Consider the following 16323-nt stretch of genomic DNA (forward strand, 5'->3'; position numbering starts at 1 on the left):
ATCCGGTCTGCGCGACGAGTCGCTCAAACCCCGGCGCGCTGCATCGACGCCAGGAAGGTCTTGGCATCCTCGAAGCCGACCACGCGCCCCACTTCCTTGCCCCCCTTGAAGAAGATGATGCCGGGCGGGCCGAACAACTGGAAGCGTTTGAGCAGTGCCTTGTCGTCGGCGGTGTTGTTCGTCACGTCGGCCTGAATCAAGGTGAAGCCTGCCATCTGTCGCGCCACGGCCGGGTCGGTGAAGGTGAAGTGCTCCATCTCCTTGCACGAGACGCACCAGTCAGCATAGAAGTCAAGCATCACGGGTTTGCTGCTTGCGGCCACGATGCGGTCGAGATCCGTCACGGTCTTGATGCGCTGGAACTGCACCGCGGGTGCCGCAGCATTCTCGCCGGCGGTGCCGCCCAGACCGGCCAGAGGCTGCAGCAGGTTGCGGTTGCCCGAGGCCAGCCCGACCAGCAGCACCACACCGGCCACCGCCAGCGCCACGCCGAAACCCTTGAACAGCCGCTTCCAGCCCGAGGCCTCGTCGGGCAGGCGGTCGAAAACCCGCAGATAGCTCGCGCTGATGAGAAACAGCAGCGCCCACAGCACCATCAGCAGCCAAGTCGGCAGAACCGGTGCGATCATGTAGAGGGCCGTGGCAATGAGCAGCACGCCGAAGAAGGCCTTGACCCCGTCCATCCAGCCCCCGGCTCTGGGCAGCAGCGTCCCCGCCCCCAGCCCGACGAGCAGCAGCGGCAGGCTCATGCCGGCAGCCAGTGAGAACAGCGCCACGCCGCCGATCAAGGCGTTGCCGGTCTGGCTGATGTAGAGCAGCGCACCGGCCAGCGGTGCAGCCACGCAAGGCCCGACGATCAGCGCCGAAATCCCGCCCATGACGAACACACCGGCGAAATGTCCGCCCTGCATCTTGTCGGACGTGGAAGACAGCTTGCTTTGCAGACTGCTTGGCACCTGCAGTTCATAGAAACCGAACATCGACAGCGACAGCAGCACCAGCAGCGCGGCAAACACCGACAGCACCCAGGGGTTCTGCAGCGAGGCGGCCAGACCCTGACCGAGCAACCCGGCCGCCACGCCAAAGGCCGTGTACACGATGGCCATGCCCAGCGAATAGGCCACGGCCAGCGCGAAGCCCCGACCGCGCGAGACCTTCTCGCCCTGGCCGACGATGATGCTCGACAGAATCGGGATCATCGGCAACACGCAGGGCGTGAACGCCAGCAGCAGGCCGAACACAAGGAACATGGGAACGATGGACAGCAGGCTGCCCGAAGCCAGCGCGGCACCTATGCGCGAGGATTCGCCGCCCGACGCCACGACTGGCGCCGCAGCCGGTGGCGCCGCGCCTTGGCCTGCGCCTGCCCCAGGCGCGATCGATGGCGCTGACGCTGAAGCGGCACTGGTGGCCTTCGCACCGCTTGCCGCCCCCATCAGCCCCTGGACCAGTCCGCTGGCCCCGCTCGCTCCGGCGGCGGGCGCTGCGGCGCCTTCGTCGTCCGGCTCGCTAATGGTCACCGTGCCATTGCCACCGAATCCGCTGAGGCTCACGGTGGCTAGCTTTTCGATGGGCGGATAGCAAAGCCCGGCATCCGCACAGCCCTGATACGTCACCAGCATCTTGAAGCTCGCGGGCGCCTTGAGCACCGGCAAGGGAATGGACACCAGATCGCGGTAATGCGCCACCTCATGTCCAAGGTTTTTGTCGAAGATGACATGCGCTGGAGGAAATCCGGGCTTACCCAATTCCACGCCCGGGGTCTGCGATTCGAAGTGGAATCGCTCCTGGTACATGTAATAGCCCTTGGCCGCCTTGAACTGCAGCAAGACCGTCTTGGCATCCTGCGCCTTGGCGCTGAACTGGAAGGCTTCATCCGGCGGCAGAAAATCACCCTGCTGCGCCTGCGCCAGGGGCAGGATCAGCCCCGCCCAGAGCAGCGACAAGCCGAGCACGACACGGCCGAGCAGGCCCCAGAGTCCTGGCTTTATGGATGCGGATGAATCATGGCTGGGCATGAACGGTCTCCCTGATCTTGTGATGTTGTCGGACGAGGCGCTGCAAACTGACAGTGCGCATGCGATAGCTCCCGAAATATAAGTCCAAGTGCATATTTGAATGCCTTAGGGCTAGCCCTGCTGTGCTCTGCACTCATTGCCCTTGGCGGGGCTGGGAGAAGCTGGATTCATGCGCGAAAGCGTCGTTGCGTCAGGGTGCGAGCCAGCCACCAGGCCAACAGCAGATCCGCGCCGAGCACGACGAGATGCAGTCCCGCCTTCGCATCGAAATGCCCGAAAAACAGCGGACGTACCAGTTCCACCGCGGCATGCAGGGGAAGCACCTGCGCCAGCCATTGCAGCGGCTTGGGCAGGGAAGTCAGCGGAAAGTACACGCCCGACAGAAAGGTCATCGGCGTGAGCACCAGGGTGAAGTAATAGGTGAAGAAGTCGTAGCCCCTTGCCTTGGCATTGACGATGAGACCGATGGCCGAGAACACCAGCCCGGTGAGCAGCAGCAAGGGCAGCGCGAGGAGCAGCGTCCATTCGCGGCTGATGCCCAGCGCCACAATGACGACCAGAATGGCCACACCGCTGAACACCGATTTGCTCGCCGCCCAGGTGAGCTCGCCAAGCAGCACATCGTCGAGCGAGGTGGGCGTGACGCGGATGGCGTCCCAGGTCTTCTGCACATGCATGCGGGAAAACGCCGAATACAGCGCCTCGAAGCTGGCCGCCATCATCACGCTCATGCAGATCGCGCCGGAGGCGAGGAACTGAATGTAGGGCACGCCGTCCACCGTGCCCACCAGCGCACCCACGCCAAAGCCGAAGGCCACCAGGGTAATCAGCGGTTCGGCGATATTACCGACCAAGCTGGGAATGGCCAGTTTCTTCCAGACCAAAAAATTGCGCCGCCAGATGGGAAAGAAGCGCCAGCGGTGTCGCTCGATCACGGAAGTTTGGGGCATGGCTGAAACGCTGCTCAATCGCGCAGTTGACGACCCGTGAGCTTGAGAAAGACATCTTCCAGATTGGCGCGTCGATGCAGCACACGCAGCCCTGGCAGGGCTTCGAGCGCTCGCAACGCCGCGGCGCTGTGCGTTGCATAGGCGAACAGACCGTCGCCGCTGCGCTCCAGGCGCTGCACATGCGGGCGCAGCAGGCGCTCGGCTTCTTCCAGGCCTTCGCCGTCCATCTCGATGACCTCCGCCTCGACCTGAGCCGCAATCAGGCCGCGCGGCGTGTCTTCGGCAATCCGGCGGCCATGGTCGAGCACCAGAATGCGATGGCACAGCCGCTCAGCCTCGTCCATGAAATGCGTTGTCAGCAACAGCGACTTCCCCTGCGCGGTCAGCACCTTCAGACGTTCCCAGATCAGATGCCGTGCCTGCGGATCGAGGCCCGTCGTCGGCTCGTCGAGGAAGATCAGGTCGGGATCGTTGACCAGCGCCCTGGCCAGACTCAGCCGTCGCCGCATCCCCCCGGACAATTCGCTGATGCGAGCCTTGGCCTTCGATTCGAGCGCCGCGAAGGCCAGCAGCTGCGGCAAACGGGGGTGGAGTTCGGCGTCGCGCATGCCGAAATAGCGCCCGAAAACCAGCAGGTTTTCCTCCACGGTGAAATCGGGATCGAGGCTGTCGAACTGGGTCACCACGCCGACGCGCAGACGCGCCTGCCGTGCAGCTTCGGGCACGGGCTGGCCCATCAGTCGGATCTGCCCGGCATCCGGCCGGGCGAGCCCCAGGCAAAGCTGGATGGTGGTGGTCTTGCCGGCGCCGTTGGGCCCGATGATGCCGTAGCACTCGCCCGGCATCAGGCGCAAGCTCAGGCCATCGACCACCGTGAGATCCCCATATCGCTTGTGAACCTGCACCATCTCGAGAAGAGGGTGAAGCTGCGCAGGTTGCGGGGAAACGTCGTCATGCATGGAGAGCATGCTAAGGGCAAGCCGTGAAGTCTGCCGCCATCATGAAAAAAGCGCCAGCAGGGCTGGCGCTTTTCGGCATGTAGCAGGGCACAGCGCCCCACGTTTACTCCGATTTGTCTTCCACCGGGGCAGCATCGACATCGGGACGATCGACCAGCTCGATCAGGGCCATGGGGGCGTTGTCACCCACGCGGAAACCGAACTTCAGCGTGCGGGTGTAGCCTCCCGGGCGGGTCTGATAACGCGGGCCGAGCACGTCGAACAGCTTGGTGACCGAGTCGCGGTTGCGCAGGCGATCGAACGCCAGACGGCGATTGGCCAGCGAAGGTTTCTTGCCCAGCGTGATCAGGGGCTCCACCACGGCGCGCAGCTCTTTGGCCTTGGGCAGGGTGGTCTTGATGGCCTCGTGCTCGATCAGCGAATTGGCCATGTTGCGAAACATGGCCTTGCGATGGCTGGAGGTGCGATTGAGTTTGCGAAGTCCGTTTCCGTGACGCATGGTGCTTTCCTTTCCTTATGAATCAGGCCAGCCGTATCAGGTACTGGCCCCGCACTGCCGGGTACTCCACCCGGCCAATCGAGAATGTGAGAGCGTTGAGAATGGCTCAGCGCTTGTCCAGACCGGTGGGCGGCCAGTTGTCGAGCTTCATGCCCAGCGTCAGGCCGCGGGCGGCGAGCACTTCCTTGATCTCGTTGAGCGACTTGCGGCCGAGGTTGGGCGTCTTGAGCAGTTCGGTTTCGCTGCGCTGAATCAGATCGCCGATGTAGTAGATGTTCTCGGCCTTCAGGCAGTTGGCAGAACGCACGGTCAGTTCAAGCTCGTCCACAGGACGCAGCAGGATCGGGTCGTAAGTCTGTGCGCCGACGGCCGCTTCGGCGGCCTCGGTGGCTTCGGCACCTTCCAGGCTGGCGAAGACCGTCAGTTGCTCGACCAGAATGCGGGCCGACGCGCGGATGGCTTCTTCCGCGCTGATGACGCCGTTGGTCTCGATCTCCATCACCAGTTTGTCGAGGTCGGTACGCTGTTCAACACGGGCGCTTTCCACCGCATAGCTGACGCGACGCACGGGCGAGAACGAGGCATCGAGCACGATGTGGCCGATGCTCTTGCCGCCTTCTTCGTTGAAGTTGCGCAGCGTGCCCGGTACATAGCCGCGACCCTTTTCAACCTTGATCTGCATGTCCAGCTTGCCGCCTTGCGACAGATGCGCGATGACATGATCCGGGTTGATGATCTCGACGTCATGCGGGGTCTGGATGTCGGCAGCGGTCACGACACCTTCGCCTTCCTTGCGCAGCGACAGGGTGACTTCGTCACGGTTGTGCAGCTTGAGCACCACGCCCTTCAGATTGAGCAGCACGCCGATGACGTCTTCCTGCAGACCATCGACGACCGAGTACTCGTGGAGCACGCCGTTGATGCTCACTTCCGTGGGGGCATAGCCCACCAGCGACGACAGCATGACGCGACGCAGCGCATTACCCAGGGTATGGCCGTAGCCACGCTCGAAAGGTTCGAGCACGACCTTGGATCGGTTGTGTCCGAGAGACTCGACCTGAATCGACTTGGGACGAAGAAGTGCAGTTTGCATGAGGCTTCCTGTTCAATACCCTCCGCACGTTACGCGGATAAGGCTGAGGTGAGCGGCCGTTGCCAGGTTTGGCAGGGCACGGGTCGCCCTGGTGGCCAGGGCGCAAAAATCATTAACGCGAGTACAACTCGATGATCAAGGACTCGTTGATGTCGCTGCCGAATTCGTCGCGGTCGGGCGCCTTCTTGAAGACCCCTTCCATCTTGGCGCCATCGACCTGAACCCAGGCGGGAAAGCCGTTGGACTCGGCCAGCTTGAGCGACTCCTGAATGCGAGCCTGGTTGCGCGACTTTTCACGCACGGCGACGACATCGCCAGCTTTCACTTGTGCCGACGGAATGTTCAGCACCTTGCCGTTGACCGTGATCGAGCGATGGCCGACGAGCTGGCGCGCTTCAGCGCGGGTCGAGCCGTAGCCCATGCGGTACACCACGTTGTCCAGGCGCGACTCCAGCAGGCTCAACAGATTGGCGCCCGTGTTGCCGGAACGGCGCTGCGCTTCCTCGTAATAGCGGCGGAACTGACGCTCGAGCACACCGTACATGCGCTTGACCTTCTGCTTTTCACGCAGTTGCTTGCCGTAATCCGAGGTACGCGCACCCGAGGTACGGCCATGCTGGCCGGGCTTGGTTTCGAGCTTGACCTTGGAGTCAATGCCTCGACGCGCGCTCTTGAGGAAGAGATCTGCGCCTTCGCGGCGGGTGAGTTTGCCTTTGGCGCCAATAAAACGAGCCACTTGGAATTCCTTTCAATACTGCCATGCCGTCAATCGCATGGGAGCCCGATCAATCGGGCAGTGGACTTGAAAACACGCCCAGCACCGCGCAACCTGAGGCTGGCGCGACCACTGAGCGCGAGAGCAGAAAATCAGTTAGACGCGGCGACGCTTGGGAGGGCGGCAGCCGTTGTGCGGGATCGGCGTCACGTCTTCGATCAGGGTGACCTTGATGCCGAGATTGTTCAGCGCACGCACCGACGACTCGCGACCTGGGCCCGGGCCCTTGATGAACACTTCCAGGTTCTTGATCCCATACTCGAGCGCAACCCGGCCAGCCTGCTCGGCGGCAACCTGTGCTGCGAACGGCGTGGACTTGCGCGAACCCTTGAAACCCTGGGCCCCGGAGGACGACGCCGACAGCGCATTGCCCTGGCGATCGGTGATGGTGATGATGGTGTTGTTGAACGACGCATGCACATGCGCGATGCCGTCGGAAACGTTCTTGCGAACTTTCTTGCGGGTGCGCTGAGCAGCGGAGTTCTGGGACGATGGTTTAGCCATTTGCGGTGTTCCTTACTTATTTCTTCAGCGTGATGCTGCCCTTGCGAGGACCTTTGCGGGTGCGGGCGTTGGTACGGGTGCGCTGACCGCGTACCGGCAGGCCTCGGCGGTGACGGAAACCGCGATAGCAGCCCAGATCCATCAGACGCTTGATGTTCACCGAGATCTCGCGACGCAGATCGCCTTCGATGGTGAGCTTGCCGATGGCATCCCGCACCTTCTCCAGCTCCGCGTCGGAAAGATCCTTGATGCGCTTGTTGTAAGGAACGCCCGAAGCATCACAAATGGCGCGCGCAGTCGTGCGGCCAATGCCGTAAATCGCCGTCAGGCCGATTTCCGAATGTTGATGTGGCGGAATGTTAATACCAGCAATACGTGCCATTGAATACCTCGAACTTCAAAAAATGGTCTGGACTCAACCCTGGCGCTGTTTGTGACGCGGGTCGGTGCAAATCACACGCACAACGCCGTGGCGGCGAATGATTTTGCAGTTACGGCACATTTTCTTGACAGATGCGCTCACTCTCATGATGATCCTCTCTTGCTCTTACTTGGCGCGGAAAACGATCCGCGCGCGTGATAAATCATAGGGCGTCAATTCCACGGTGACCTTGTCGCCCGGAAGGATACGGATGTAATGCATCCGCATTTTTCCTGAAATATGCCCCAGAACCGTGTGGCCGTTTTCCAGCTTGACCCGGAAGGTTGCATTGGGGAGATTCTCGAGAATCTCGCCCTGCATCTGAATGACGTCGTCTTTGGCCATAAATTCCTGTTAACGCACGCCGCCCAGGCCCGATTTGAAATTGGCCTTCTTGAGCAAGGCGTCGTATTGATGCGACATGGCATAAGCCTGAACCTGCGCCATGAAATCCATGGTGACCACGACAATGATCAGCAGGGATGTGCCCCCGAAGCTGAACGGGACATTGTATTTCAAGACGAGGAACTCGGGCAGCAGGCACACCAGCGTGATGTAAATGGCGCCCACCAGAGTCAGCCGCATCAGCACCTTGTCGATGAACTTCGCCGTTTGCTCGCCCGGACGTATGCCAGGAATGAACGCCCCACCCTTCTTGAGCTGATCGGCCGTTTCACGACTGTTGAAAACCAGGGCCGTGTAAAAGAACGCGAAGAAAATGATTGCTGCCGCGTACAACAGAATGTAGAGAGGCTGGCCCGGAGACAGCGCGCCGGCTATGTCTTTGAGCCAACCCATCCCCTTCGTAGCGCCAAACCAGCTCACAGCCGTTGCCGGCAGCAAAATAATCGACGAAGCGAAAATCGGCGGAATGACGCCAGACATGTTCAGCTTGAGCGGCAGATGCGAGCTCTGTCCGCCGTATACCTTGTTGCCTACTTGGCGGCGCGCATAATTCACCAGAATCTTGCGCTGGCCACGCTCGACAAAGACCACGAAATAGGTCACCAGAATGACAATGGCCAATACGAACAAGGCCACCAGCACACTCATGGCGCCCGTGCTGACCAATTCCGCCAGACCCGCGATGGCCGTCGGCAAGCCTGCGACGATGCCCGCGAAAATGATGATGGAAATGCCGTTACCCAGGCCACGCTCGGTGATCTGCTCGCCGAGCCACATCAGGAACATGGTTCCAGACGTCAGCGTCAACACAGCGGACAGCTGGAAACCAATGCCGGGATTGATCACCAGTCCCGGCGAAGCCTGCAAGGCCACTGCAATACCGAAAGACTGGAAAATCGCCAGGACCAGCGTGAAATAACGCGTGTACTGCGTAGTCTTGCGCCGCCCCGCCTCGCCTTCCTTTTTCAATGCCTCAAGAGAAGGCACGACGTAAGTGAGCAGCTGCATGATGATCGATGCCGAGATGTACGGCATGATCCCCAGAGCAAACACGGTAAAGCGTGCGAGCGCGCCCCCAGAGAACATATTGAACAAACCGAGAATGCCGCCCGAGTTGTTCTGGAAAAGCTGCTGCAGGTGCGTCGGATCGATGCCGGGCACGGGGATGTGCGCACCGATGCGATACACCACCAGTGCGCCGAGCAGGAACATCAGACGGCGACCAAGGTCGCCGTACTTGCCCTGCTGTGTCACGCCGGAGCTGGCCATGTCGAAAAGTCCGATCAGGCCGCAGCCACGTCAGCGATGGCGCCGCCGGCGGCTTCGATCGCACTGCGGGCGCCCTTGGTCGCCAGAATACCCTGCAGCTTGACGGCGCGAGCAATCTGACCCGAAGCAATCACTTTGACCGTACGCGTCAGATCGGGCACGAGGCCATGCGCCTTCAGCGTCAGCATGTCGATCTCGTCTTCCTGCATGCGATTGAGATCGGCCAGGGTGACCTGCGCGCTGAAGCGGGCGATCGGCGACTTGAAGCCGCGCTTGGGCAGGCGACGCTGCAGCGGCATCTGGCCACCTTCGAAGCCAACCTTATGAAAGCCACCGGAGCGCGACTTCTGGCCCTTGTGACCACGACCGGCGGTCTTGCCCAGGCCTGACCCGATGCCGCGGCCGACACGGCGCTTGGCGTGCTTGGCGCCTGCGGCGGGTTTGATGGTGTTGAGTTGCATATCGAATCTCACAAATTCTGCTGTTTTGCCAACCCGAGCCGGGGCTCAGAAGGCCGATTCCGTCGCCCCGGGCCACGACCCAGGCCGCGCTTCAGGCGCAAATTTCAACCAGATAACTGACCTTGCGCACCATGCCGCGCACGGCGGGCGTGTCCTCGAGCTCGCGCACGCTGCCGAGTTTGCGCAGGCCCAGCCCACGAACCGTGGCGCGATGCGAGTCGCGAGTGCCGATTACGCTGCGGACCAGCTTGACCTTGATGGTTTTCTTGTCACTCATGATGTTCAACCCAGAATTTCTTCGACGGTCTTGCCACGCTTCATGGCAATCTCTTGTGCCGAGCTCATATTGCCCAGCGCGTCGAGCGTGGCGCGAACCATGTTGTAGGGATTGGTCGAGCCGTGGCTCTTGGCCACGATGTCGGTGATCCCGAGCACTTCGAACATGGCGCGCATCGGGCCGCCAGCGATGATGCCGGTACCCTGAACGGCCGGCAGCATCATGACGTTGGCTGCGCCGTGCTGACCCGTGACCTTGTGATGCAGCGTGCCGCCCTTGAGCGGAACCTTGACCATGTTGCGGCGAGCCTGCTCCATGGCCTTCTGCACAGCCACGGGCACTTCGCGCGCCTTGCCTTTGCCCATGCCGATACGACCGTCGCCGTCACCCACGACCGTCAAGGCGGCGAAGCCGAGGATTCGACCACCCTTCACGACTTTGGTCACGCGGTTGACCGCGATCATCTTCTCGCGCAGACCGTCGTCGCGCGCTTCGTTGGCAAACTTGTTTTGAACTTTAGCCATGATGTGCCCGTTCTCAGAACTTCAGGCCGGCTTCGCGCGCAGCCTCAGCGAGCGCCTTGACGCGCCCATGAAAGCGAAAACCGGAACGGTCGAAAGCCACGGTGTCGATCCCGGCGGCCTTGGCCTTTTCGGCAATGCGAGTGCCAACCGCAACGGCTGCGGCAAGATTGCCGCCATGCCCGTTGAGCTGCCCACGCACTTCCGCCTCCACCGTCGAAGCGGAAGCGAGGACGCGATCGCCCTCGGCGGAAATGATGGTGGCGTAGATGTGTTGGTTCGTGCGGTGCACCGACAGGCGCACTGCGCGCAGGCGCGCAATGCGACGACGAGTGGCCTGGGCGCGGCGAAGACGGGAAATGTTTTTGCTGATCATGATCCTTGCCCTTACTTCTTCTTGGTTTCCTTGATCACCACGACTTCGTCGACATAGCGCACGCCCTTGCCTTTGTAGGGCTCAGGCGGACGGAATGCGCGCACTTCAGCGGCGATCTGGCCAACGAGTTGCTTGTCCACACCCTTGATGACGATTTCGGTGGGGGTCGGCGTCTCGACCTTGATCCCCTCGGGCATGTCTTTCACGATGGGATGGGAAAAACCGAGCGACAGGTTGAGCCTTGCGCCTTGCGCCTGGGCCTTGAAACCGACGCCGACGAGGCTGAGCTTGCGCTCGAAGCCCTTGGAAACGCCCTCGACCATACCCGCCACGAGGGCGCGCATGGTGCCCGACATGGCGTGCGCTTCCTGAGACTCATTGGTCGGCGCGAACGTCAGGGCGCCATTGTCCTGGACCACCTTCACACCGGCGTACTGAGCGCGCTCGAGTTTGCCCAACCCACCCTTGACGGCAATGGTGTTCGCACTGAGGCTGACTTCTACGCCCGCAGGCAACTTGATCGGAGACTTTGCGATACGTGACATGATCGATCTCCTTAGGCCACGTAGCAGAGGACTTCGCCGCCCACGCCAACCTGGCGCGCCTTGCGGTCGGTCATCAGACCGCGCGGCGTCGAAACGATGGCAACACCCAGGCCGTTCATCACCTGGGGGATGTCTTCCTTGCCGCGGTACACGCGGAGACCGGGGCGGCTGACGCGCTCGAGGCGCTCGATCACAGGCTTGCCGGCGTAATACTTCAGCGAAATTTCCAGATCTGCCTTGGCATCGCTCTCACGACGGATATTGAAGCCGTCGATATAGCCCTCTTCGTGCAGGACTTGAGCGATTGCCGCTTTGATCTTGGAAGCGGGCATCGTTACCTTCGCCTTTTCGACCATCTGCGCGTTACGAATACGCGTCAGCATGTCGGCGATGGGATCACTCATGCTCATCAATACTCTCCTAAAAACTTTTGGCGCCTGGCCGGTGTAGCAACCGAACGGAACCGAACTCGATTCGACTCAATGACCGATGACCGCCGCCGATTACCAGCTGGACTTGGTCACGCCAGGAACTTCCCCGCGGAACGCTAGCTCGCGAATCTTGCTGCGCGACAGACCGAAGCGACGGAAGGTCCCGCGCGGGCGGCCCGTGATGGCGCAGCGGTTGCGCAGGCGGGTCGGGCTGGAGTTGCGCGGCAATTGCTGAATCTTCAGACGCGCCTCATAGCGCTCCTCGAACGACTTGGAGGTATCGTCGACGATAGCCTGCAACTCGGCGCGCTTGGCGGCGAATTTAGCAACCAACTGTTCGCGTTTCTTTTCGCGGTTGATCAGGGACAGTTTTGCCATGATGACCTCAGTTCTTGAAAGGGAAGCGGAACGCAGCGAGCAGCGCCTTGCACTCTTCGTCGGTTTTGGCCGTGGTGGTGACGCTGATGTTCAAACCGCGCAGCGCATCGACCTTGTCGTATTCGATTTCCGGGAAGATGATCTGCTCTTTGACACCGATGTTGTAGTTGCCACGACCATCGAACGCGCGAGCGGAAATGCCGCGGAAGTCACGCACACGGGGCAGGGCAATAGTCACGAAACGATCGAGGAAGTCGTACATACGACCGCCGCGCAGCGTCACCATGCAGCCGATCGGCAGGTCTTCGCGGATCTTGAAACCGGCGATCGCCTTGCGCGAGCGGGTCACGACGGGCTTCTGGCCGGCGATCTTGGTCAGATCTCCGACTGCATGCTCCATCACCTTCTTGTCAGCCACAGCTTCGGAGACACCCATGTTGAGGGTCACCTTGGTCAGGCGCGGCACTTCCATGACCGACTTGTAGCCAAACTTGGCCATCAACTCGGGCACGACTTTGTCTTTGTAAATCGTCTGCAGGCGCGACATAAATCCTCCGGTCAGCCCTTGATCTGCTCGCCACTGGACTTGAAAACGCGCACCTTGGCGCCGTCATCCAGAGTCTTGAAGCCGACGCGATCGGCCTTGCCGGTCGCCGGGTTGTAAATGGCCACATTGCTTTGATGGATGGCCAGGTCGCGCGACATCACGCCACCTGCCTCACCCTTCATGGGATTGGGGCGCACGTTCTTTTTCACGGTGTGCACACCCTCGACCACGATGTGGTCAGCATCCACGCGGGCAGTCACTCGGCCACGACGCCCCTTGTCGCTGCCGGCAATGACGATGACCTCGTCATCTTTGCGAATCTTGTTCATGACAATTCCTCTTTCGCGAGCTCAGAGCACTTCAGGCGCCAGAGACACGATCTTCATAAAGCGCTCGGTACGCAACTCGCGCGTCACCGGGCCGAAAATGCGCGTGCCGATGGGCTCGAGCTTCGCATTCAGAAGCACGGCCGCATTGCCGTCGAACTTGATCAAGGAGCCATCCGTACGACGGACGCCCTTGGCGGTGCGCACCACGACGGCGCTGTACACCTCACCTTTTTTCACACGACCACGCGGGGCAGCCTCTTTGATGCTGACCTTGATGATGTCGCCCACGCCGGCGTAGCGGCGCTTGGAGCCGCCCAGCACCTTGATGCACATGACGGATTTGGCGCCCGTGTTGTCGGCGACATCCAGTCTGGATTGCGTCTGAATCATTTAATTTCCTTCACCCAACTTAGTCGCACGATGTGCGCCAGTCTTGGCTCCCTGGTGCGGGAATTGATCTGTGTTGCTCGAACTTCGCCCACTTGGCCCGATGTTCAGCCGGGCCGCCGTCGAAATCGCTTACGACTTCTGGCGATCCGACTTCTGACAATTCGCTGCCCTCTAAAACGAAGGCATGAAAAAAGGCGAAGAAGCAATTGTGCGTCAGCGCCAAACGCATGTCAAGACTACTGCGCGATTTTTCGTTCGGCGCGACAAGCGGCTGCACTGGCGAGGGTTCCAGCCAGCATGACGGCGGCATAGTCCCAGATCGATCCTTCACGCAACAGGCCACTGCCCACCAGCGCCAGATGCAGCAGCCATGCAGCCCCTCCGGCAAGCAAAAGCCGCCGCGCCAGCGTTGCCCTGCACCCGGACCCCCACACCACAGGCGCGAGCGCGCCGGTTACGCCGCCGACGAACAAAGGCATGATGCTCGTCTGGACGAGCCAGGACACAAACAACGTCAGCATGGATTCGTGCTAGAAAGATGGGCTTTTCAGGGATGACGCCTTGTCGCACCTGCGGTTTGCACGGATGCGCATATTGGCATTCTTCGAGACACTGTCAACCTTGACGGCGTCAGGTGCATTCTTGATTTGATCAAGATCAGTCGCGTCACACCACGACAGTTCTTAAAATCACGATCTGATTATGTTGCTCGCTGCCATCGGACTCAACCACCAAACCGCGCCGGTCGGCGTGCGCGAGCGTCTGGCATTTTCTGCCGACACGCTGGTGGACGCGCTGCAGCGCCTAAGAGTCAACATGCTCGGCGGCAGACGAACCGGGCCGATCGAGGCTGCGATTCTATCGACCTGCAACCGCACCGAGATTTACTGCGCGGCCGAGAGCGATCCGCGCGATGCTCTGCTGCACTGGCTGTCCACCGAGCGTCAGGTGCAGCTCGACGATCTAGCGGGTCACAGCTATCGTCTCGTACAAGACGGTGCCGTGCGGCACGCTTTCCGCGTTGCGAGCGGCCTCGATTCCATGGTGCTGGGCGAGCCTCAGATTCTGGGGCAGATGAAGGAAGCGGTTCGCGTCGCCTCGGACTCGGGCGCACTGGGAAGCACGCTGAACCAGATGTTTCAGCGCACCTTCTCCGTCGCCAAGGAGGTTCGCACCCATACCGAAATCGGCGCACATTCGGTGAGCATGGCGGCGGCCAGCGTGCACTTGGCGCAGACCGTGTTCGAAAGCCTGCACGACTGTCGCGTGCTGTTCATTGGCGCCGGGGACATGATCGAGCTCGTTGCCACGCATTTCGCGGCGCAGCAGCCCAAGAGCATGGTGATCGCCAACCGCACGGTGGAGCGGGGTGTTCGCCTCGCGCAGCGATTCGGCGCCGAGGCCATTCGCCTGTCCGACGTGCCGCAGCGTCTTGCCGAGTTCGATGTGGTCGTGACCAGCACCGCCAGCACCCTGCCCATCATCGGCCTTGGTGCGGCAGAACGCAGCATCAAGCAGCGACGGCACAAACCCATGGTGATGGTCGATCTGGCCGTCCCCCGCGACATCGAGCCCGAGGTGGCGCAGTTGCGCGACGTGTACCTCTATTCGGTCGATGATCTGTCTGCCTTGGTGCGCAGCAATACCGAAAAGCGCCAGGCCGCCGTCGAACAGGCCGAAGCCATCATCGAAAACCGCGTGCATGGGTTTCTTGAATGGCTCGATCAGCGTTCGCAAGTCCCTCTCATCCAGCGTCTGCAGACGCAGAGCGAGCAGTGGCAGATGCATGAAGTCGAACGCGCCCGCCGTCTGCTGGCGCGTGGCGAACCACCCGAAGCCGTGCTGGATGCGCTGGCCCGGGGCCTGTCGCACAAATTTCTGCACGGCGCTTTCACCGCGCTGCATCATGGCGATCCTTCGCACCGCGAGATGGTGGCACAGGCCGTCGAGCGTGTGTTTCTGTGCCCGCACCGCGGCATCAGCGATTCCTCGTCCGACACGCAGTCCTAGGGGCCTGTCGGGCTTGGGGCGCGGTTCCCCTTCGATTTTTTGACCCGCGCCATGCGCGGGTTTTTCGCGTTTGTCATTCCTCCCCATGAAGCTAACCCTGCTGGACAAACTGGAACAGTTGCAACGCCGGGCCGGCGAGCTCGATGCCCTGCTGGCGGCGCCAGACTGCACCGCTGACATGCAGCGCTATCGCAGCATGACACGAGAACTCGCCGAACTGCAGCCGGTTGTCACTCTGTATGCGCAATATCAAGCCAGGGTTCGCGATCTGTCTCAGGCGGAGATGCTGCTGAGCGACCCCGACATGAAAGAGCTGGCGCAGCAGGAGGTGCAGGACGCCCGCGCTGCGCTGAACGCATTGGAAGCCGAGCTTCAGGTCGCTCTGTTGCCACGCGATCCCGACGACAGCCGCAACGTCTTTGTGGAAATCCGCGCCGGAACCGGAGGCGAGGAATCGGCCCTGTTCGCCGCAGATCTGTTGCGCATGTATGCGCGCTATGCCGAGCGCAAACGCTGGCGCACCGAAGTGATCAGCGAAAGCCCGAGCGACCTCGGCGGGTACAAGGAAGTCATTCTGCGCATCGAGGGCGAAGGCGCCTACGGCCTGCTCAAGTACGAATCGGGCGGGCACCGGGTGCAACGCGTGCCCAAGACCGAGACGCAGGGCCGTATCCACACCAGTGCGGCCACCGTTGCCGTCATGCCCGAGATGGACGAAGCGCAGGCCATTCAGATCAACCCCGCCGACTTGCGCATCGACACCTTCCGCGCTTCGGGCGCCGGCGGCCAACACATCAACAAGACCGACTCGGCCATCCGCATCACCCACCTGCCCACCGGCCTGGTCGTGGAATGCCAGGACGAACGCTCGCAACACCGCAACAAGGCACGTGCCCTGTCGGTGCTGGCCGCGCGTCTGGCCGAGCGCGAGCGGCAGGCCCGGCAGGCGCAGGAGGCCGCAAAGCGCAAGAGTCTGGTCGGCAGCGGCGACCGCTCAGACCGTATTCGCACCTACAACTTTCCACAGGGCCGGGTCAGCGAGCACCGCATCAACCTCACGCTCTACAAGATCGACGCCATCCTGGACGGCGATCTCGACGAACTGCTCACCGCCTTGCGCACCGAAGATCAGGCGGCGCAGCTCGCCGCGCTGGGAGAGGGTTGA

General features: G+C 61.6%; 24 protein-coding genes. 2 read left to right on the forward strand and 22 right to left on the reverse strand.

The annotated features are described in order from the left end of the window. Nucleotides 1-23 precede the first annotated feature (23 nt). The 22 genes from dsbD to ASC45_RS00785 form a co-directional block, all read right to left on the reverse strand. Nucleotides 24-2018 carry a protein-disulfide reductase DsbD gene (gene dsbD, locus ASC45_RS00685; RefSeq protein WP_055449112.1) on the reverse strand — a complete coding sequence of 665 codons (1995 nt, stop codon included), beginning with the start codon at nucleotides 2016-2018 and terminating at the stop codon, nucleotides 24-26. Nucleotides 2019-2185: 167 nt separating this feature from the next. Beyond that, complete coding sequence (locus ASC45_RS00690; RefSeq protein WP_055449113.1) at nucleotides 2186-2968, reverse strand: ABC transporter permease; 783 nt, start codon at nucleotides 2966-2968, stop codon at nucleotides 2186-2188. 14 nt (nucleotides 2969-2982) lie between these two features. After that, nucleotides 2983-3927: an ATP-binding cassette domain-containing protein gene (locus tag ASC45_RS00695; RefSeq protein WP_055449458.1), complete on the reverse strand. Its 945-nt coding sequence runs from the start codon at nucleotides 3925-3927 to the stop codon at nucleotides 2983-2985. A gap of 103 nt (nucleotides 3928-4030) precedes the next feature. Further along, complete coding sequence (gene rplQ / locus ASC45_RS00700; protein WP_055449114.1) at nucleotides 4031-4426, reverse strand: 50S ribosomal protein L17; 396 nt, start codon at nucleotides 4424-4426, stop codon at nucleotides 4031-4033. 106 nt (nucleotides 4427-4532) lie between these two features. Next, nucleotides 4533-5519 (reverse strand): DNA-directed RNA polymerase subunit alpha, encoded by a 987-nt coding sequence (locus ASC45_RS00705; RefSeq protein ID WP_055449115.1) that lies wholly within the window; start codon nucleotides 5517-5519, stop codon nucleotides 4533-4535. A 112-nt stretch (nucleotides 5520-5631) separates the two neighbouring features. Then, nucleotides 5632-6255: a 30S ribosomal protein S4 gene (rpsD, locus tag ASC45_RS00710; RefSeq protein WP_055449116.1), complete on the reverse strand. Its 624-nt coding sequence runs from the start codon at nucleotides 6253-6255 to the stop codon at nucleotides 5632-5634. 135 nt (nucleotides 6256-6390) lie between these two features. Continuing rightward, entirely contained in the window at nucleotides 6391-6798 is a 408-nt protein-coding gene (gene rpsK, locus ASC45_RS00715) for a 30S ribosomal protein S11 (protein WP_055449117.1), read from the reverse strand. Nucleotides 6799-6814: 16 nt separating this feature from the next. Beyond that, nucleotides 6815-7180: a 30S ribosomal protein S13 gene (rpsM, locus tag ASC45_RS00720; RefSeq protein ID WP_055449118.1), complete on the reverse strand. Its 366-nt coding sequence runs from the start codon at nucleotides 7178-7180 to the stop codon at nucleotides 6815-6817. Nucleotides 7181-7213: 33 nt separating this feature from the next. Then, nucleotides 7214-7327, reverse strand: coding sequence for a 50S ribosomal protein L36 (gene rpmJ, locus ASC45_RS15390; protein ID WP_072242940.1), 114 nt, complete (start codon nucleotides 7325-7327; stop codon nucleotides 7214-7216). Nucleotides 7328-7345: 18 nt separating this feature from the next. Further along, nucleotides 7346-7564, reverse strand: coding sequence for a translation initiation factor IF-1 (infA, locus tag ASC45_RS00725; RefSeq protein ID WP_013106895.1), 219 nt, complete (start codon nucleotides 7562-7564; stop codon nucleotides 7346-7348). Between the two features lie 9 nt (nucleotides 7565-7573). After that, on the reverse strand, nucleotides 7574-8893 hold the full coding sequence (gene secY, locus ASC45_RS00730; RefSeq protein WP_055449119.1) for a preprotein translocase subunit SecY: 1320 nt from the start codon (nucleotides 8891-8893) through the stop codon (nucleotides 7574-7576). A 14-nt stretch (nucleotides 8894-8907) separates the two neighbouring features. Next, nucleotides 8908-9354 (reverse strand): 50S ribosomal protein L15, encoded by a 447-nt coding sequence (gene rplO, locus ASC45_RS00735; protein ID WP_055449120.1) that lies wholly within the window; start codon nucleotides 9352-9354, stop codon nucleotides 8908-8910. Nucleotides 9355-9445: 91 nt separating this feature from the next. Continuing rightward, entirely contained in the window at nucleotides 9446-9631 is a 186-nt protein-coding gene (gene rpmD, locus ASC45_RS00740) for a 50S ribosomal protein L30 (protein ID WP_055449459.1), read from the reverse strand. 5 nt (nucleotides 9632-9636) lie between these two features. Continuing rightward, entirely contained in the window at nucleotides 9637-10155 is a 519-nt protein-coding gene (gene rpsE, locus ASC45_RS00745; RefSeq protein WP_055449121.1) for a 30S ribosomal protein S5, read from the reverse strand. A gap of 13 nt (nucleotides 10156-10168) precedes the next feature. Further along, a complete protein-coding gene (gene rplR / locus ASC45_RS00750; protein ID WP_072242951.1) occupies nucleotides 10169-10525 on the reverse strand; it encodes a 50S ribosomal protein L18 in 357 nt (118 codons plus the stop codon). 14 nt (nucleotides 10526-10539) lie between these two features. Further along, nucleotides 10540-11073: a 50S ribosomal protein L6 gene (rplF, locus tag ASC45_RS00755; RefSeq protein WP_055449123.1), complete on the reverse strand. Its 534-nt coding sequence runs from the start codon at nucleotides 11071-11073 to the stop codon at nucleotides 10540-10542. Nucleotides 11074-11084: 11 nt separating this feature from the next. After that, the gene (gene rpsH / locus ASC45_RS00760) at nucleotides 11085-11483 is read right to left on the reverse strand and encodes a 30S ribosomal protein S8 (RefSeq protein WP_055449124.1); all 399 of its coding nucleotides are present in this window, start codon (nucleotides 11481-11483) and stop codon (nucleotides 11085-11087) included. Between the two features lie 93 nt (nucleotides 11484-11576). Beyond that, the gene (rpsN, locus tag ASC45_RS00765) at nucleotides 11577-11882 is read right to left on the reverse strand and encodes a 30S ribosomal protein S14 (RefSeq protein ID WP_055449125.1); all 306 of its coding nucleotides are present in this window, start codon (nucleotides 11880-11882) and stop codon (nucleotides 11577-11579) included. Nucleotides 11883-11889: 7 nt separating this feature from the next. Next, nucleotides 11890-12429, reverse strand: coding sequence for a 50S ribosomal protein L5 (rplE, locus tag ASC45_RS00770; RefSeq protein WP_055449126.1), 540 nt, complete (start codon nucleotides 12427-12429; stop codon nucleotides 11890-11892). A gap of 11 nt (nucleotides 12430-12440) precedes the next feature. Next, nucleotides 12441-12758 carry a 50S ribosomal protein L24 gene (gene rplX / locus ASC45_RS00775; RefSeq protein WP_055449127.1) on the reverse strand — a complete coding sequence of 106 codons (318 nt, stop codon included), beginning with the start codon at nucleotides 12756-12758 and terminating at the stop codon, nucleotides 12441-12443. 21 nt (nucleotides 12759-12779) lie between these two features. After that, nucleotides 12780-13148 (reverse strand): 50S ribosomal protein L14, encoded by a 369-nt coding sequence (rplN, locus tag ASC45_RS00780; protein WP_055449128.1) that lies wholly within the window; start codon nucleotides 13146-13148, stop codon nucleotides 12780-12782. Nucleotides 13149-13384: 236 nt separating this feature from the next. Continuing rightward, nucleotides 13385-13669, reverse strand: coding sequence for a hypothetical protein (locus ASC45_RS00785; protein ID WP_055449129.1), 285 nt, complete (start codon nucleotides 13667-13669; stop codon nucleotides 13385-13387). Nucleotides 13670-13850: 181 nt separating this feature from the next. Here ASC45_RS00785 and hemA point away from each other — a divergent pair, with 181 nt between their 5' ends. Continuing rightward, nucleotides 13851-15158: a glutamyl-tRNA reductase gene (gene hemA / locus ASC45_RS00790; RefSeq protein WP_055449130.1), complete on the forward strand. Its 1308-nt coding sequence runs from the start codon at nucleotides 13851-13853 to the stop codon at nucleotides 15156-15158. An 85-nt stretch (nucleotides 15159-15243) separates the two neighbouring features. Then, nucleotides 15244-16323 (forward strand): peptide chain release factor 1, encoded by a 1080-nt coding sequence (prfA, locus tag ASC45_RS00795; protein ID WP_055449131.1) that lies wholly within the window; start codon nucleotides 15244-15246, stop codon nucleotides 16321-16323.

The organism is Thiomonas bhubaneswarensis (assembly GCF_001418255.1).
Taxonomy (GTDB): Bacteria; Pseudomonadota; Gammaproteobacteria; order Burkholderiales; family Burkholderiaceae_C; genus Thiomonas; species Thiomonas bhubaneswarensis.

Coding starts and splice junctions, on each gene's coding strand:
- dsbD (WP_055449112.1), bottom strand. CDS start 2,018: ATGCCCAGCCATGATTCATCCGCATCCATAAAGCCAGGACTCTGGGGC.
- ASC45_RS00690 (WP_055449113.1), bottom strand. CDS start 2,968: ATGCCCCAAACTTCCGTGATCGAGCGACACCGCTGGCGCTTCTTTCCC.
- ASC45_RS00695 (WP_055449458.1), bottom strand. CDS start 3,927: ATGCATGACGACGTTTCCCCGCAACCTGCGCAGCTTCACCCTCTTCTC.
- rplQ (WP_055449114.1), bottom strand. CDS start 4,426: ATGCGTCACGGAAACGGACTTCGCAAACTCAATCGCACCTCCAGCCAT.
- ASC45_RS00705 (WP_055449115.1), bottom strand. CDS start 5,519: ATGCAAACTGCACTTCTTCGTCCCAAGTCGATTCAGGTCGAGTCTCTC.
- rpsK (WP_055449117.1), bottom strand. CDS start 6,798: ATGGCTAAACCATCGTCCCAGAACTCCGCTGCTCAGCGCACCCGCAAG.
- rpsM (WP_055449118.1), bottom strand. CDS start 7,180: ATGGCACGTATTGCTGGTATTAACATTCCGCCACATCAACATTCGGAA.
- rpmJ (WP_072242940.1), bottom strand. CDS start 7,327: ATGAGAGTGAGCGCATCTGTCAAGAAAATGTGCCGTAACTGCAAAATC.
- infA (WP_013106895.1), bottom strand. CDS start 7,564: ATGGCCAAAGACGACGTCATTCAGATGCAGGGCGAGATTCTCGAGAAT.
- secY (WP_055449119.1), bottom strand. CDS start 8,893: ATGGCCAGCTCCGGCGTGACACAGCAGGGCAAGTACGGCGACCTTGGT.
- rplO (WP_055449120.1), bottom strand. CDS start 9,354: ATGCAACTCAACACCATCAAACCCGCCGCAGGCGCCAAGCACGCCAAG.
- rpmD (WP_055449459.1), bottom strand. CDS start 9,631: ATGAGTGACAAGAAAACCATCAAGGTCAAGCTGGTCCGCAGCGTAATC.
- rpsE (WP_055449121.1), bottom strand. CDS start 10,155: ATGGCTAAAGTTCAAAACAAGTTTGCCAACGAAGCGCGCGACGACGGT.
- rplF (WP_055449123.1), bottom strand. CDS start 11,073: ATGTCACGTATCGCAAAGTCTCCGATCAAGTTGCCTGCGGGCGTAGAA.
- rpsH (WP_055449124.1), bottom strand. CDS start 11,483: ATGAGCATGAGTGATCCCATCGCCGACATGCTGACGCGTATTCGTAAC.
- rpsN (WP_055449125.1), bottom strand. CDS start 11,882: ATGGCAAAACTGTCCCTGATCAACCGCGAAAAGAAACGCGAACAGTTG.
- rplE (WP_055449126.1), bottom strand. CDS start 12,429: ATGTCGCGCCTGCAGACGATTTACAAAGACAAAGTCGTGCCCGAGTTG.
- rplX (WP_055449127.1), bottom strand. CDS start 12,758: ATGAACAAGATTCGCAAAGATGACGAGGTCATCGTCATTGCCGGCAGC.
- rplN (WP_055449128.1), bottom strand. CDS start 13,148: ATGATTCAGACGCAATCCAGACTGGATGTCGCCGACAACACGGGCGCC.
- ASC45_RS00785 (WP_055449129.1), bottom strand. CDS start 13,669: ATGCTGACGTTGTTTGTGTCCTGGCTCGTCCAGACGAGCATCATGCCT.
- hemA (WP_055449130.1), top strand. CDS start 13,851: ATGTTGCTCGCTGCCATCGGACTCAACCACCAAACCGCGCCGGTCGGC.
- prfA (WP_055449131.1), top strand. CDS start 15,244: ATGAAGCTAACCCTGCTGGACAAACTGGAACAGTTGCAACGCCGGGCC.